Origin of the sequence: Microbacterium soli, from assembly GCF_039539005.1 — a bacterium.
Classification (GTDB): domain Bacteria; phylum Actinomycetota; class Actinomycetes; order Actinomycetales; family Microbacteriaceae; genus Microbacterium; species Microbacterium soli.
In genome coordinates, this window is the sequence record NZ_BAABCP010000001.1 from 1,751,029 (window position 1) to 1,766,044 (window position 15,016).

14 protein-coding genes are annotated in these 15,016 nt (G+C 71.4%); 8 read left to right on the forward strand and 6 right to left on the reverse strand.

Translation table 11 applies throughout. The features are described from left to right. Positions 1–12: 12 nt before the first annotated feature. A complete protein-coding gene (locus ABD770_RS08160) occupies positions 13–459 on the reverse strand; it encodes an SRPBCC family protein (protein WP_344819042.1) in 447 nt (148 codons plus the stop codon). After that, on the reverse strand, positions 459–995 hold the full coding sequence (locus ABD770_RS08165; protein ID WP_344819043.1) for a MarR family winged helix-turn-helix transcriptional regulator: 537 nt from the start codon (positions 993–995) through the stop codon (positions 459–461). Before ABD770_RS08165 ends, ABD770_RS08160 begins: the two co-directional genes overlap by 1 nt. Positions 996–1,176: 181 nt before the next feature. Between ABD770_RS08165 and ABD770_RS08170 the strand changes: the two genes are divergently transcribed. Genes ABD770_RS08170 through ABD770_RS08180 form a run of 3 tightly spaced genes read left to right on the forward strand, consistent with a single transcriptional unit; the run spans position 1,177 to position 4,618 of the window. Then, positions 1,177–1,953 carry an electron transfer flavoprotein subunit beta/FixA family protein gene (locus tag ABD770_RS08170; RefSeq protein ID WP_344819044.1) on the forward strand — a complete coding sequence of 259 codons (777 nt, stop codon included), beginning with the start codon at positions 1,177–1,179 and terminating at the stop codon, positions 1,951–1,953. 2 nt (positions 1,954–1,955) lie between these two features. Further along, positions 1,956–2,924: an electron transfer flavoprotein subunit alpha/FixB family protein gene (locus ABD770_RS08175; RefSeq protein WP_344819045.1), complete on the forward strand. Its 969-nt coding sequence runs from the start codon at positions 1,956–1,958 to the stop codon at positions 2,922–2,924. A gap of 2 nt (positions 2,925–2,926) precedes the next feature. Continuing rightward, positions 2,927–4,618, forward strand: coding sequence for a cytochrome b/b6 domain-containing protein (locus tag ABD770_RS08180; RefSeq protein WP_344819046.1), 1,692 nt, complete (start codon positions 2,927–2,929; stop codon positions 4,616–4,618). An 89-nt stretch (positions 4,619–4,707) separates the two neighbouring features. Here the strand turns inward: ABD770_RS08180 and ABD770_RS08185 are convergent, their stop codons facing one another. Further along, positions 4,708–5,214 (reverse strand): GNAT family N-acetyltransferase, encoded by a 507-nt coding sequence (locus tag ABD770_RS08185; RefSeq protein WP_344819047.1) that lies wholly within the window; start codon positions 5,212–5,214, stop codon positions 4,708–4,710. A gap of 119 nt (positions 5,215–5,333) precedes the next feature. On the opposite strand from ABD770_RS08185, the gene ABD770_RS08190 reads away from it, so the two are divergent. The 3 genes from ABD770_RS08190 to ABD770_RS08200 all read left to right on the forward strand — a co-directional run bounded on the left by ABD770_RS08190 (position 5,334) and on the right by ABD770_RS08200 (position 7,951). After that, the gene (locus tag ABD770_RS08190; RefSeq protein ID WP_344819048.1) at positions 5,334–5,894 is read left to right on the forward strand and encodes an acyl-CoA thioesterase; all 561 of its coding nucleotides are present in this window, start codon (positions 5,334–5,336) and stop codon (positions 5,892–5,894) included. Between the two features lie 67 nt (positions 5,895–5,961). Then, the gene (locus ABD770_RS08195) at positions 5,962–6,480 is read left to right on the forward strand and encodes a hypothetical protein (RefSeq protein WP_344819049.1); all 519 of its coding nucleotides are present in this window, start codon (positions 5,962–5,964) and stop codon (positions 6,478–6,480) included. A 16-nt stretch (positions 6,481–6,496) separates the two neighbouring features. Continuing rightward, complete coding sequence (locus ABD770_RS08200) at positions 6,497–7,951, forward strand: hypothetical protein (protein ID WP_344819050.1); 1,455 nt, start codon at positions 6,497–6,499, stop codon at positions 7,949–7,951. On the opposite strand, the gene ABD770_RS08205 is transcribed toward ABD770_RS08200, so the two are convergent. Genes ABD770_RS08205 through ABD770_RS08215 form a run of 3 tightly spaced genes read right to left on the reverse strand, consistent with a single transcriptional unit; the run spans position 7,834 to position 9,658 of the window. Next, positions 7,834–8,433 (reverse strand): hypothetical protein, encoded by a 600-nt coding sequence (locus ABD770_RS08205; RefSeq protein ID WP_344819051.1) that lies wholly within the window; start codon positions 8,431–8,433, stop codon positions 7,834–7,836. The genes ABD770_RS08200 and ABD770_RS08205 overlap by 118 nt on opposite strands. Beyond that, the gene (locus ABD770_RS08210; RefSeq protein ID WP_344819053.1) at positions 8,430–8,978 is read right to left on the reverse strand and encodes a DUF4352 domain-containing protein; all 549 of its coding nucleotides are present in this window, start codon (positions 8,976–8,978) and stop codon (positions 8,430–8,432) included. The genes ABD770_RS08205 and ABD770_RS08210 overlap by 4 nt, the downstream gene beginning before the upstream one ends. Beyond that, the gene (locus ABD770_RS08215; protein WP_344819054.1) at positions 8,975–9,658 is read right to left on the reverse strand and encodes a hypothetical protein; all 684 of its coding nucleotides are present in this window, start codon (positions 9,656–9,658) and stop codon (positions 8,975–8,977) included. Before ABD770_RS08215 ends, ABD770_RS08210 begins: the two co-directional genes overlap by 4 nt. A gap of 78 nt (positions 9,659–9,736) precedes the next feature. Between ABD770_RS08215 and ABD770_RS08220 the strand changes: the two genes are divergently transcribed. Continuing rightward, positions 9,737–13,438 (forward strand): proline dehydrogenase family protein, encoded by a 3,702-nt coding sequence (locus ABD770_RS08220; protein ID WP_344819055.1) that lies wholly within the window; start codon positions 9,737–9,739, stop codon positions 13,436–13,438. 204 nt (positions 13,439–13,642) lie between these two features. Next, complete coding sequence (locus tag ABD770_RS08225; RefSeq protein WP_344819056.1) at positions 13,643–14,962, forward strand: ABC transporter substrate-binding protein; 1,320 nt, start codon at positions 13,643–13,645, stop codon at positions 14,960–14,962. Positions 14,963–15,016 lie beyond the last annotated feature (54 nt).

A 15,016-nucleotide genomic window follows, 5' to 3' on the forward strand; every position in this document is an offset into this window, starting at 1 on the left:
CCCGGTGCAGGGTCAGGAGAAGTGGCGGGAGATCGCGTCGTTGCGCTCGGTGATGACGGCCATGAGGTGCTTGCGCATGACCACCGCATCCACCAGCCGGCCCAGCGGACCCAGCGGTGAACGGAACTCGATCGTGTCCCGCATCCGCGTCCCGCCCTCGGCGGGCGCGAACTCGTGCGTGTGCAGGAACGCCGCGAACGGTCCGCGCACCTGCCGGTCGCGGAAGCGGTGCGGACGCTCCACGTCGAACACGATCGAGGACAGGCGGAATCGGATGCCGAAGTGCCGGGCGCTCCAGGTGACCTCATCACCCTCGCCCAGGACGCCGCTCGTCGTCCCGCCGACGGTGCGCTCTGCGCGCGAGCTCTGCGACTGAAGGTGCAGACCCACGTCCAGCGACAGGTCGAACACCTCATCCGGCGGTGCCGGGATCGTGCGCTCCAGCGTGAACGAGGCCATCAGAGCGGGTCGGGCACGGGACGGGGGTCGGTGAAGTCGCCCGCGTTCTTGCGCAGTCTGGCGACGATGCCCACGAGGGCGTTCGCGTCGTCGGAGTCGATGCCGGGGCTGCGGAACACGTCGGTGTTCAGTGCACGAGTGGCGCGTTCGGCGAGGTCCCGGCCGGCCTCTGTGAGAGTCAGCAGTGCGGCCCGGCCGTCGTGCGGATGCGGTTCGCGCAGCACGAAGCCGTCTCGCACGAGCCTCTCGGCCGTGCTCGTCACGCTCGTGGCGTGCACCTGCAGGCGGGCGACCACGCTCGACAGCGGCAGGGTCCCGGAGCGACTGAACGCCAGCAGGCGCAGCACCTCGTAGCGGGCGAAGGTCACGCCGAACGGTTTCAGCGTCGCCTCGACCCGCGCCAGCAGGAGTTGCTGCGCGCGCATGACGGAGGTGACCACGGCCATGCCGTCCGCGGCATCCGTCCACCCGTGTGCGAGCCATTGCCGCTTGGCTTCGGCGAGGGGATCGATCGACAGAGGACGAGGGCGTGCCATGAGACTTACGGTATCGGGTGACGGGCGGACGATGCGTGAGCGCCAGCGCGAGCCTCTAATGTATACGCTGAGGCGAAATCGCCTCGGAATTCTCGTCCCAAGACGTGGTTTTGGTACACAGAGCGAACTTGGCGTCGGAGAGCGCGAATAGATAGACTCGACTGCGGCGCGAGGAGGCTCGATGAAGATCTATGTCCTGGTGAAGGAAGTCCCCGATACGTACGGTGATCGCAAGCTCGATCTCGAGACGGGTCTGGCCGACCGCGGGGCGGGTGATGTCGTCCTGGATGAGATCACCGAGCGCGCGCTCGAGGTCGCCCTGTCGTATGCCGACAAGAATGCCGACACGGAGGTCGTGGCGCTGTCGATGGCGCCGGAGTCGGCGACGGCGTCCGTGCGTCGCGCGCTGGCGGTCGGTGCGGCATCCGCCGTGCACGTCGTGGACGACCAGCTGCGGGGCGCGGATCTGGGGCTGACGGCGACGACGCTGGCCGCGGCGATCCGCCGGGGTGAGCCGGATCTGGTGATCACGGGCAATCTCTCCACGGACGGTTCCGGTGGTGTGATCCCGGCGATGCTCGCCGAGCATCTGGGGTACGCGCAGGCCACCGCCCTGAACGCGGTGGAGATCTCCGCCGACGGTGTGACGGGCACGCGTGCGGGCGATGACGGCACCCAGCAGGTCACGGCGCCGCTGCCCGCGGTGATCTCCGTCACGGAGGCGCTGCCGGATGCGCGCTTCCCGAACTTCAAGGGCATCATGGCGGCGAAGAAGAAGCCGCTGGAGGTGCTCTCCCTCGCCGACCTGGGCGTGTCGGCCGACCCGGCCGACGCCCCGCAGTCGATCATGACGTCGGTGGCCGAGAAGCCGCCGCGCGCCGCCGGAGTCAAGATCGTCGACGAGGGCGATGCCGCCGCACAGCTCGTCGAGTTCCTCGCGCAGAACAGGCTGGTGTGACCATGAGCTACCCCGACAACGCGATCCTCGTCCTCGTGGACGTCGACCCCGGCGGGAACGCCGCCGGCAGCACCGCCGCGCTGATCGGCGCGGCCTCGACGGTCGGCGCACCCGTCGCCCTGATCGTCGGCGGGTCGCAGGAGGCGACGGATGCCGCGGCTGCGGCCGGCGCGCAGGTCGTGCTGACCGCCGTCGGCGACGCCACGGCGCTGACGGTTCCCGTCGTCGATGCGCTGCAGGCCGCGTACCGACAGGTCCGGCCGGATGCGGTGCTGGTCTCCAACTCCATCGCCGGCCGCGACGCGGCGGGGCGCCTCGCGGTTCGCGAGCGGCTGGCGCTGGCGGTGGATGCCGTGGGCGTGGCCCGCGATGAGGAGGGCGTGACCTCGCAGCACTCCGTGTACGGCGGCTCGTTCCTCACCGAGGCCGCCCCGACCTTCGGGACGCCGGTCATCACGGTCCGTCAGGGTGCGGTGGATGCCAGGGCCGAGGCGTCCACGCCGGTCGTCGAGGAGCTCGCGGTGTCGGCATCCGGTGCCGTCGCCGCCACCGCGGGGGAGATCGCGGCCGCGGAGAAGACGTCCTCCCGCCCCGAGCTGCGAGGGGCGGCCAAGGTCGTCTCCGGTGGGCGCGGGCTGGGCTCGAAGGAGAAGTTCGCGCTCGTGGAGCAGCTCGCCGACGCGTTGGGCGCGGCGGTGGGCGCATCGCGGGCGGCGGTGGATGCCGGGTACATCCCCTACGCGCACCAGGTGGGTCAGACCGGGGTGTCGGTGTCGCCGCAGCTGTACATCGCGCTGGGCATCTCGGGTGCCATCCAGCATCGCGCGGGCATGCAGACCGCCAAGACCATCGTCGCGATCAACAGGGACAGTGAGGCTCCGATCTTCGACGTCGCCGACTTCGGCATCGTCGGGGACGTGTTCAGTGTCGTGCCGCAGCTGATCGAGGCGATCGAAGCGCGGAAGAAGTAGTGATGGCCGCACGGATGCTCCGCCGCGGCCTGCCGCGGGTCCCGGGCGGTGAGCCCTGGCCTCCCGCCGCCCCGGCGCCGGGCGTCGCGGACGATGCCGCCGAGGAGGTGCCCGCCGTCCGGACGACGCCTGTCGTGCAGCCTGAGCCGGCGGCGACCGCAGCGCCGGTTGCCGTTGCTGAAGCTCCCGCCGCCCCGCGAGGGGCCGTGGACGGGGCCGGCGCGGGTGAGAGCCTGCCGACGTCGCCGGGCGTCGCGCTGCGTCGCGGCCTGCCCCGTGTCTCCGGTGGTGAGCCCTGGCCTCCCGCATCGGTCACCCCCGCTCCGGCGGTGGTGTCCGCGGCCTCCGCGGTCGCCGCGCAGACCACCGCGGCATCGGTCAGCACCGGCGACGCCCCTGCCGGGCCCGCGCCGTCCGCCCCGGCGCCCGCCGTCCAGTCCCGGGCCGAGGCGGCGCCGTCAACCGCGTTCGACGCGCCCGTCGCCGTGGTGGAGGGCGGTGTCGCGCTGCGCCGTGGCCTGCCGCGCGTCGCAGGCGGTGAGCCGTGGCCTCCCGCCGGTGTCTCCCGGGCCCGCGCGGTGGCTCCCGACCCGCAGACGGCGGATGCCGAGGGCGCCCCGCTGACCGCATCCGTGCCGTCCGCCGCGCAGCCGGCGCAGGCCGTCGGCGAGTCGGCGGTCGTGCCCGTCCGTCCTGACGTCTCCACCCCGCTGCCGTTCACCAGGACGGTGTGGCAGGGTGCGGCGCCGCGGTACGCGCCGGAGCCCGAGCGCGAGCCGTCGAGGCTGCGGCCCACGTGGCCGCAGGCGATCGGGGGCCTGCTGGGGCTGGCGGCCCTCGGGCTCGTCGCCGTCAGCGGTGTCTTCCTGGTCCGCGCGCTGCTGAGCACGCCCTTCATGCAGGACTTCCTCGTGACCTACCCGGGCGAGTACCACGTCGACGTCGAGCCGGGCTTCGCCCCGTGGGTGGGCTGGCAGCACTTCTTCAACATGTTCCTGATGGTGCTCATCATCCGCTCCGGTCTGGGCGTGCGCACCGAGAAGCGTCCGACCGCGTTCTGGACCCCGCGCGGACAGGCCAAGAACAAGATCAGCCTGACCCTGTGGTTCCACCAGTCGCTGGATCTGCTGTGGATGATCAACGGCGTCGTGTTCGTCGTGCTGCTGTTCGCCACCGGCCACTGGCTGCGCCTGGTGCCCACCAGCTGGGAGGTGTTCCCCAACGCGCTGTCGGCGGGACTGCAGTACATCTCCTTCGACTGGCCCACCGACAACGGCTGGGTGAACTACAACAGCCTGCAGCAGCTGGCCTACTTCACGACCGTGTTCATCGCCGCTCCGCTGGCCGCTGTCACCGGATTCCGGATGTCGGGACTGTGGCCGAAGAAGGCGGAGAGGCTGTCGAAGGCGTACCCCGTCGAGTGGGCGCGAGCCGTGCACTTCCCCGTGATGCTGTACTTCGTGGCGTTCATCATCGTGCACGTGGCCCTCGTGCTCCTGACCGGGGCACTGCGCAACCTCAACCACATGTTCGCCGCGCAGGGATCCGTGGACGGTGTGGAGTACGCCGCGAACTGGACCGGATTCGGGGTGTTCGTCCTCGCGATCGTCGTGATCGCCGGCGCCTGGTTCGCTGCGCGCCCGCTCGTGCTGGCGCCCATCGCGAAGCTGTTCGGGCAGGTGTCCGCGCGCTGACCCTCGCGGGGCCGGACCCGGCCCGGTGGCACAGACGTGAACCGCCCCTCCCGAGCCGGGAGGGGCGGTTCACGTCCGTGGAGGATCGGTCAGCGCACGAAGCGCACCTCGGTGAGCGTCTCGCCGAGGAACGGCTCGGTGTGCGTGGCGCCGTCGAGGGTGAACCCGTTGCGCAGGTAGAAGCGGTGCGCGCGCGGGTTGTCCTCCGCGACCCACAGGTACAGCGGCTCTCCCTCGTCGACGGCGGCGTCGAACAGTCGCTGGCCGATGCCGGTGCCGTGGAACTCGCCCAGGAGGTAGATGAAGTACAGCTCGCGCAGCGCCGGGGCGTCCTTGTCCCTGGCGGGGCCGGATCCGACGAATCCGACGATCTCACCGTCCACGAGTGCTGCGCTCATGCGGAAGTCGTCGCCCTGGCGCGCCCAGTTCACCCACAGCTCCGCCAGCCGCTTCGGTGAGATCCGCTCCAGGGCGGCCTTGCTGATGAGGTGGTCGTAGGTCTCGTGCCACGTCTGCGCGTGCACGCGACCCAGGGCCTCCGCGTCCGCATCGCGGACCGGACGGACGATGATCTCGGGCTGGGCTTCGGCGCTCATGCCGCGACTCTACGCGCGCGGGCGCGACAGGTGAAATCGGCCTGTCGCACCCGTGCGGCTCTGTGATGCGTCTACAACGAAATTGGACGATCCGTCGAGGATCACTACCATCGGCCGATGTGAATGTGATCTGGCGCACTCTCCTCGTCATCCTCCATGCGCGTCGTGCGGTCCGCCGCGGGCGCACTCGAGAGCTCACCGAGGTCGGGCGCGTGAGTCTGACCACGCTCCCCACGGATCTGGACATCCTGCGGCACATGAACAACGGTCGTTACCTGTCGCTGTTCGATCTCGGCCGCTGGGACCTGCTGATCCGCACCGGACTGTTCGACGCGATGAAGAGGCAGAACTGGTACGCGGTGGTCTCCAGCGAGACGGTCACGTTCCGCAAGTCGCTGCAGCTGTGGCAGCGCTTCGAGGTCGAGTCGCGTCTCATCGGACACGATGACAAGGCGGTGTTCCTGGAGCATCGCGCGGTCGTCGACGGCGAGATGTACGCGCGCGCCGTCGTGCGGGCCCGCATGATGAGTCGCAACGGGGGCCCCGTCGGGCACGACGAGCTGTTCGCCGCGGTGGGGAAGCCCGCCGGTGTGGCGGACCTCGACGAGTGGATCCCCGAGTGGGCGTCGGCATCCGCGCTGCCGTCGACGAGGAGACCCGCCCCCAGCGTCTGGAGTTGACACCGCGGAGGCGGGCGTGGGGGAAGCGTTCCCCCTAAGCTGGGAGGGATCATCAAGGGGGAGGACCATGACGTACGATCCGACCAGCGGCAGTGAGCAGCCCGCGCAGCCGCCGGTGCCGCCCGCCCGGCCCGCATACCAGCCGCCGGTGCCGCCCACATACCAGCCACCGGCGCCGCAGCCGCCGGCCTACCCGTCGCCGCAGCCCGGGTACGCCCAGCCCGGGCAGGCGCCGTCCGGCTACCCGCAGCAGCCGCCGTACGCCGGCTACCCGCAGCAGCCGGCATACAGCCCGCAGGGCTACCCCGTCACGTCCTACCCGGGATACGGAGCGGCCCCCGGCGGCGTCCAGCCCGGCGTCGGCGGACTCGCGATCTCCGCGATCATCGTCTCGGGCATCGCCTTCCTCAGCGGCCTCATCCCCGTGCTGGGGCTGATCCTCGCGATCGTGGGGCTCGTCCTCAGCATCCTGGCGATCCGTGACGGCCGCGGCAGAGTGCTGGGCATCGTCGGCACCGTGCTCTCGGCGCTGGCCCTGGCCGCCGGCGCGCTGATGACCATCGCGCTGGTCGCCGCCTTCTCCTGAGGCGCGGCCGGCGACCGTGCTCACCATCCTTCGGGCGACCGGGCGGACGCTGGCCCGCCACTGGCCCGCGATGCTCGCATGGTACCTCGGCGGCATCGCCGTGCACTACGCCGTCGTGCAGGTCGCGGGCATCGTCGGTGCGCACTCGGCGACGGTGGGATTCCTCATTCTTCCGGTCGCGATCCTGGCACGGCTGATCAGCTACGTCGCGATGTTCCTCGTGCTGCGCGACGGACTGCGCGAGCTGAACGGCATCGCCCCGCTGCCGGAGTCCGCCGCCGATCGGCGCAGCACCTTCCTCACCGCGCTGCTGGCGGGCATCCTGCCCTTCCTCGCCGTGTACTGGGGGCAGGGACTGCTGGGCCAGGACGTCGTCGCGTACTCCGCGCGCGCTCTGCGCGAGCGCACTGACCTCATCGTCGAGGCCGCGCTGACGGAGGGACGGGCGTTGGATGACGGCGACACCGTGCTGAACCTGCCGCTGAGCGTGTGGACGGCGGCGATCATCGTGGTCGCCTTCGCGGCCCGCTGGGCGTGGACGAAGTGGCAGCAGCGCATCCCCGGCTGGGTCTCGCCCATCGCGGTGTATCTCGAGGTGGTGTGGGTGTTCTTCTCGGTGATCGTGATCGGCGATCTCACCGACAGCGTGAAGGGCTGGGTCGACACCCGGGCGGCCATGGCCTGGTGGGAGCGGATCCGGGAGGGTGTGCTGGAGGCCGTCGCACCGCTGCGCTGGGCGTGGGACGGCATCGGCTGGGCGATCGGCGAGGCCGGCCCCATCCTGCTGGCCCCGCTGGCCTGGTTGACCGTCGGCGGTGTGGTGTACGGGCAGGCGATCGTCGCCGAGAGGCTGCGCATCGAGAACCAGGTGATCTCGGCCCTGCGCGAGCATGCCGCGATCGTCCCGAACCCCGTCATGCGCAGGCTGAAGGATCTCGGCGATGAACTGGCGTCGCGCTTCGTCCCGATCGGCCGCGCACTGCTGCTGATGTGGCGGGCGGGTCCTGTGCTCATCGCGTCCTACGCCCTGCTCCATGTGGCGGTGAAGACGCTGGAGACGTACCTGCAGTACGGCGCCGTGCGCGTGATCGGGCCGCACGACCTGGTGTTCTGGGGCGTCGCGCTGCCGCTCGTGTCGCTCGTGCCGCTGCTGATCACCGAGCCGCTGCGGGTCGCAGTGATCGCAGGGGCGTACGACGCGACGCTCGGTCGGCTGCGCAGGCGGCAGCAGGGACGTGCGGATGCCGGTGAGCTCGGCCATGACGAGGCCGACGTGCGGGCGGTCGCCGACGCCGCCGGAGTGCTTCCGGATGCCGTGCTCGAGGCGGGCAGAGAACCGGAGACCCTGAGCGGTCAGGGGTCGATCGAGAACCTCACGAACCGGCCGTCGCCGGCGGGCGCGACCTCCAGCCAGAACGGGCCCGCGACATCCCCCGGCACGACGAAGCCGACCGTGAGCGAGAACGGCTGAGCAGAGGCGGGATCGTCCTCGTCGGCGAGGATCGCGATGCACCGCTCGTGCTCGTCGGCGCTGTACGCGAGACCGACCTCGGAGCGCACGGGCGCCCACTCCCTGCCGGTGCTCTGCTGCACGAGCACGGGCGCATCGCACGACACCGCCTCGCCCTGCGGGGTCACGGGCACGATGGCGGCCAGCAGGCGCGCGCCGTCCGGCACGGTCAAGCCGGCCGTGTCCGTGATCTCGCCGCTGCGGACCGGGCCCCATTCGGCGCCGGCGAGCCGGACCGTCCCCCGGTCCGCCGCCTCGACGGGCGCGACCTTGCGGAATCCGTAGCCGTAGTACGCGTACCACTCGTTCCAGCCCACCCCGATGCCGACCACGGGGATCAGCACGAGCAGGGCGATGAGCGCCGCGCGGTTCGTGCGCCACCACCCGGTCCGCCTCGCGTCGGCCGGGGTCGTCCCGCCCGTGGCGGACCCGGGGAGGGTCATGAGCGCGTCCAGTCCGTGGCGGGGAGGGTGATCGACTCCTCGACAGGGACGTCGTCCAGGTCGATCGTCAGCTCGACGAGCCCGTCGTACCGGGCATCCGAGGGAATGCCCAGCCGCAGGGAAGCGGTCCCGGAGCGGGCATCCGGCGGCAGTTCGAAAGCCACGGCGCCGCTTCGAGGCACGCCGGGCACGAGGAGCCGACGGAAGAACGTCTCCCCCCGTTCGGTCGCGCGGAACGTGCGTCCGCCGACCGTCAGCTCCGCATGGCCCAGTGTGGCGCCGTACTGCGAGTCGCGCGCCGCGGCGTCCAGCTCCACGACCACCCACGTCCCGTCCGCCGACCAGCCCAGCGGATCCGTGATCCTCTCGGCCGCGCGCACATCCGTGACGGTCACCTCGAGGTTGCGCGCGGTGGCCGCATGGCCCACTGTCGCGGGAGTGAGGAAGCTCGCCTCCGACGCGCCGTCCGGCAGCGCCACGGCGTCGAGCGCCCAGGCACCGGCCAGCAGCACCAGGGTCAGCAGCCACGGCATCACTCGCCTCATGACGTCCCTCCGGCGGCTGCGGGGACCTCCTGCACGGATGCGGTCACGACAGCGCCCACGACCACCTCGTCCCAGATGTCGACGCCGCGCTGCACGCTGGTGCCCACGCTGTGCGTGGAGTCGGGCAGCGTCAGGCGCACCTCGTCGCCGTCGCGCAGATCATCCGCGCCGACGACCCAGGACAGCACCACCCGCACGGGCACATCGGGCTGCAGCCAGACCGTGCCGGAGCTGCCGTCGGCGTACGCCAGCGCGGGCTTGGCGTCGATCCCCTCCACGAGCACGCCGTCGACGACCGGCGAGACCGTCGCGGCGCCGGCGGCCATGCGGGGCCGCTCGAACGTGTTGACCACGTCGACGGTCACCGCCAGCACCTTCTCACCGCGCTGCGGGTCGGGGAAGGACGCCGCGTTCCCCCGCTCCGCGCGCAGCTCGACGTTCCGCACGGTCAGCTCGAGATCCGAGCCGGAGTACTGCTCGCCCGGTTCCACCGTCGGGATCGGCTGCGGCGGCACCGTCTCCAGGCCGCCGAACGCGGCCGTCGCCGCCAACAGCGCCGCACCTCCCGCGGTGATCAGCCACGGCGTGGGAACCAGGCTCGCCATGCGCCGCATTCGGGTGAGCAGGGTCCGCTCCTGCACGGGGCTGCCCTGGGCGGGGGACGACGGCGCGGAGGTCACCACCTCAGCATAGGGCGACTTCCGTCGCGATCAGGGGTTCGGATGCGTTCACGCGCGGTCGGGATCTACGCTTGTCGCATGCCTGAACAGCCTTCGGTCGCACCCGAGTCGCGTCTGGAGGACGCGGCCGTCGAACTCGCCCGCCGGTGGGTGCAGGAGCATGCCGGCATTCCCGGGGACCGGGCCGCTCGGCGTCTGGCCGGCGTGCTGCGCGACCCTGATGGACTGGCGTTCACCCTCGGCCTCGTCGACGGCGTCCTGCGGCCGGAGAGCATGACGGCGGCGGCCGCCGCGCTCCGCCGGATCGCACCGCTGGCCCCCGGGTTCCTGCCCTGGCATCTGCGCGGCGCGGTGCGCGTGGGCGGCGGCGTCTCGCCCGTGCTGCCGCTGCCCACCGTCCCCCTCGCGCGCCGCGCGCTGCGCGAGATGCTCGGGCACCTCGTCGTCGACGCGCGGCCGGAGAAGCTCGGCGCGGCGCTGGATCGCATCCGACACGCGTCCGGGGCCGATCCGGACTCGCCGTCCCACCGGCCTCCCCGGCTGAATCTCACCCTGCTCGGGGAAGGGGTGCTCGGCGAGGCCGAGGCGAAGCGCAGGCTCGACGGCATCCACGACCTCATCCGTCGCGACGACGTCGATCACGTCTCCGTCAAGGTGTCGGCCATCAGGAGCCGCCTCTCCTTGTGGGCGTTCGATGACGTGGTCGACGAGGTCGTGGACCGGCTCACCCCGCTGTACCTGACCGCATCGCGGCCGTCCCCGGGGGCGAAGGGACCCACCTTCATCACCCTCGACATGGAGGAGTACCGGGACCTCGACCTGACCATCGCGGTGTTCACCCGCATCCTCGAGAACCCCGAGCTGGCGGGCCTGGAGGCGGGGATCGTGCTGCAGACGTACCTGCCGGACGCCCTGCCGGCGCTGCGTGAGCTGACGGCCTGGGCGCGCGACCGGGTGGAGCACGGCGGGGCGCCCATCACCGTGCGCCTGGTGAAGGGGGAGAACCTCGCGATGGAGAAGGCGGACGCCGTCCTGCACGGGTGGACGCCCGCCCCGTACGGCTCCATGCTCGACACCGATGCGAACCACCTGCGCTGCCTGGACGCCGCCTTCGACCCCCGGAGCACGGCGGCCGTGCGCATCGGCGTGGCCGGTCACAACCTCTTCGACACCGCCTACGCCTGGCTGCTGGCCGGTGAGCGGGGCGTGCGCGACGCCATCGAGTTCGAGATGCTGCTGGGCGTGGCGCAGGCGCAGGCGACGGCCGTCTCGCGCACCGTCGGCCCCGTGCTGCTGTACGCGCCGGTCGTGCATCCTCGCGAGTTCGACGTGGCCATCGGCTACCTCGTGCGCAGGCTGGAGGAGAACGCCTCGTCGTCGAACTTCCTGTCCGCGGCGTTCGATCTCGCCACCGACCCGTCGCTGTTCGAGCGGGAGCGCCTGCGCTTCGTCGACGCGGTCGCGCGCGCGAAAGACCCCTCGCTGCGCATCGGTCCTCGCCGCACGCAGGACCGCACGGCACCCGTGCACGAGTCCGTCCGCCCGGCCACGCGGCCCCGGGCGGAGACGCAGGACCTCACGGCGCTCGTGCTCGACATCGCCCGGGGCGGGACGGACGGGGGTGCGGAGGCGGACCCGTTCCTGCAGACGGCCGTGTACTCCCGTCAGGAGCTCGCCGGCTCGGCGGCCGGGGCACCGGGATTCTCCAACACCCCCGACAGCGACCCGGCGCTGGCCGCCAATCGGGAATGGAGTCGAGGCGTCTTCGCGCGGATCGACGATCCCGAGGCATCCGAGCTCGGTCTCGCGACCCTGCGCACCGCGCGGATCGACGACGAGCGGATGCTCGCGCGCGCCGTCACGGGCGTGCGCGACGCGGCATCGGAGTGGGGCTCGCGCCCGGCATCCGAGCGGTCCGATGTGCTGCTGCGGGCGGCGGCCGCTCTGGAGGGCAGACGCGCCGAGCTCATCGAGGTCGCGGCGATCGAGACCGGGAAGACGTTCGCCGAAGGCGATGCCGAGGTGAGCGAGGCCGTCGACTTCGCGAAGTACTACGCGGCCGCCTGCCGGGAGCTCGACGGCGTCGTCGGCGCGCGGTTCGAGCCCTCCCGGGTGAGTGTGGTCGCCCCGTCGTGGAGCTCCCCCGTCTCCATCCCGGCCGGAGGCGTGCTGGCCGCGCTTGCAGCGGGGTCGGGCGTGATCCTCAAGCCCGCACCACTGGCTCGGCGCTGCGCGGGCGTGATCGCCGAGGCGCTGTGGCAGGCCGGCGTGCCGAGGGACGTGCTGGTGCTCGTCGATGTCGATGAGGACGTGCTCGGGCGGCAGCTGATCACACACCCCGACATCGACCGGGTGATCCTCACCGGATCGTGGGACACCGCGGCGCTGTTCCGCTCCTGGCGGCACGATCTGCCGCTGCTCGCGCAGACCAGCGGCAAGAACTCCATGATCATCACGCCGACCGCCGACCGCGACCTCGCCGTCGACGACCTCGTGCACAGCGCGTTCGGGCATGCCGGTCAGAAGTGCTCGGCCGCCTCGCTGGCGATCCTCGTCGGCCCGGTGGGCCGCTCCCAGCGTTTCGCGAGGCAGCTCGTGGACGCGGTGCGGTCGCTGCGGGTGGCCTGGCCGGCGGATGCCAGGGCGGAGGTCGGCCCCGTGATCGAGAAACCGCAGGGCAAGCTGGCCTGGGCGCTCTCGCAGCTGGAGGGCGACGAGAGCTGGCTCATCGCCCCGCGGTCGTTGGACGCGTCGGGCAGGCTGTGGAGCCCCGGCGTGCGCATCGGCGTCCAGCCGGGCTCGCGGTTCCATCGGGAGGAGTTCTTCGGCCCGGTGCTGGGCATCATGCACGCGGGGAGTCTGGCCGAGGCCATCCGGATGCAGAACGCCGTCGACTACGGTCTCACCGCCGGCCTGCACACCCGGGACCCCGACGATCTCGCGCTGTGGCTGGACGAGGTGCAGGCCGGGAACCTGTACGTCAACCGCGGGATCACCGGCGCCGTCGTGCAGCGGCAGCCCTTCGGCGGCTGGAAGCGCTCGGCGGTCGGACCGGGCGCGAAGGCCGGCGGACCGAACCACCTCATGGGGCTCGGGACGTGGCGTTCGCAACCGCGCGGCAGGTCGTCGAGCACGCTGCATCTGCGGGGGCTGGATGCGAGGATCTCCGGGCTCATCGAGTCGGCGCAGCCGGCGCTGGACTTCGATGCTTTCGAGTGGCTGCGTCAGGCGGCGCTGTCGGACGCCGTGGCCTGGGACCGCGAGTTCGGCCGGGTGCGGGACGTCTCGCAGTTGGGTGTGGAGAGGAACCTGCTGCGGTACCGGCCGTTTCCGGTCACCGTGCGGGCGTCGGCCGATGCCGGGTTGCAGGAGGTGCTGCGCGTGGTCATCGCCGGCGTCCGCTCCGGTGCGGACTTCTTCGTCTCCGTGCCTGCCGGCATGCCCGCGGGTGTGCGGGCGGAGCTCGGCGCGCTGGACGTCGCCGTCGCGGTGGAGAGCGACGAGGAGTGGATCCAGCGGATGCAGCATCGCGCCGACCTCGATGAGTCGGGGGCGGCGCGCACGGGTCGGGTGCGACTGATCGGCGGCCGCGACGCCGTGGCGGCTCTGCACAGCGCGCTCGCCGATGCCGTGCAGGGGGATCCTGACCTCGCGGTCTACGCCGACGAGGTCACCTCGGCGGGTCGGATCGAGATGCTGCCGTTCCTGCACGAGCAGGCCATCTCCATCACCGCGCATCGCTTCGGCTTCCCCGACCCGTGGAGCACCGGCGTCATCTGAGTCGCTCGCCCACGGCATCCGACGGCGCGACCGCGTGCGCGGAGCGGTGAAAGCCGCGGCCGTTACTTGATCGTGATCCTCGAACCTAACCGGTTAAGTTAGGCTGGCGTTCGGATCCCCCTCAAGGACGAGTCAGCCCGCCGGGCGTCCCGTCGAGGAGGCGGACGAGCCGACGGTCGGTCGTCCCAGACGAAGGAGTCAGACGTGGAAGTGAAGAGAAAGCTGCTTGCGGGCGGCGTGGCCGTGGCGGCGCTGTCGATGGTTCTGGCCGGATGCTCGGGGAGCGGGACCTCCGGCGATGACGGCGATGGCGGCGAGAAGGCGACCATCACCTACTGGGCGAGCAACCAGGGCACCAGCCTCGACAACGACAAGGAGGTGCTGACCCCCGTCCTGGAGAAGTTCACGGAGCAGACCGGCATCGGCGTCGATCTCGAGGTGATCGGCTGGAACGAACTGCAGACCCGGATCCAGACCGCCATCACCAGCGGACAGGGGCCCGATGTGGTCAACATCGGCAACACGTGGGGTGCGGCGTTCCAGTCCACCGGGGCGTTCGCGACGCTCGACGGCGAGAACGGCGACGCGATCGGAGGCCTCGACCGGTTCGTCGAGACCGCGCTGGACGCCGGCGGCGCGCCGGGCGAGTCCCCCACGTCCGTGCCGCTGTACGGACTCGCCTACGGCCTGTACTACAACAAGGCGCTGTTCGCGGATGCCGGGTTGGAGCCGCCGACGACCTGGGAGGAGCTCGTGGACGTCGCCCAGACACTCACCCACGACGACCAGTGGGGTCTCACCCTCGCGGCCGGCAGCTACACCGAGAACATCCACTTCGCGTTCCTGACCTCCGCTCAGAACGGCGGCGAGTTCTACGACGCGGACGGCAATCCCACCTTCGACACCCCGGAGAACGTCGCCGGCATCCAGCGCTACCTGGATCTGATGCAGGTGTCCCAGGTCGCTGACCCCGCCAACGCGCAGTACGACAACGCGTCCTCCTCGGCCGCGGACCTCGCCTCCGGCAAGGCCGCGATGTTCCTCAGCCAGAACAACGCCGACTCGACCCTCAAGGCCGATGGCATGGCCGAGGGCGATTGGGGCGTCGTCCCGCTCCCCGCACCGAGCGACGCCGTCGAGCAGATCTCCACGTTCCCCGCGGGCATCAACATCTCCGTGTTCGACTACACCACCCACCTGGACGAGTCGCTGGAGTTCGTGAAGTACATGACCAGCCCCGAGGTGCAGGACGAGCTGGCCGTGCCGTTCTCGGTGCTTCCCGTGCTCAGCGGTGCCGAGGCGAAGTTCACGACGGACCCGGAGGAGGCGAAGGTGTTCATGGACGCCTACCAGAACCGCTCCAAGCCGCTGCCGCAGGTCGCCAGCGAGGGTGACTTCGAGAGCACCATCGGCAAGGGCATCAGCGGCCTGTTCGCGCGGATCGCGACCGGCGACACCGTCACCGCGGATGACATCTCGGCGATGCTCGACACTGCCCAGCAGCAGGTCGAAGCCGCCAGCTGACCCCGCCCGCACCTGCTGCAGCCGGGACCGGAGAGGGGCCGGCCCCGGCTGCAG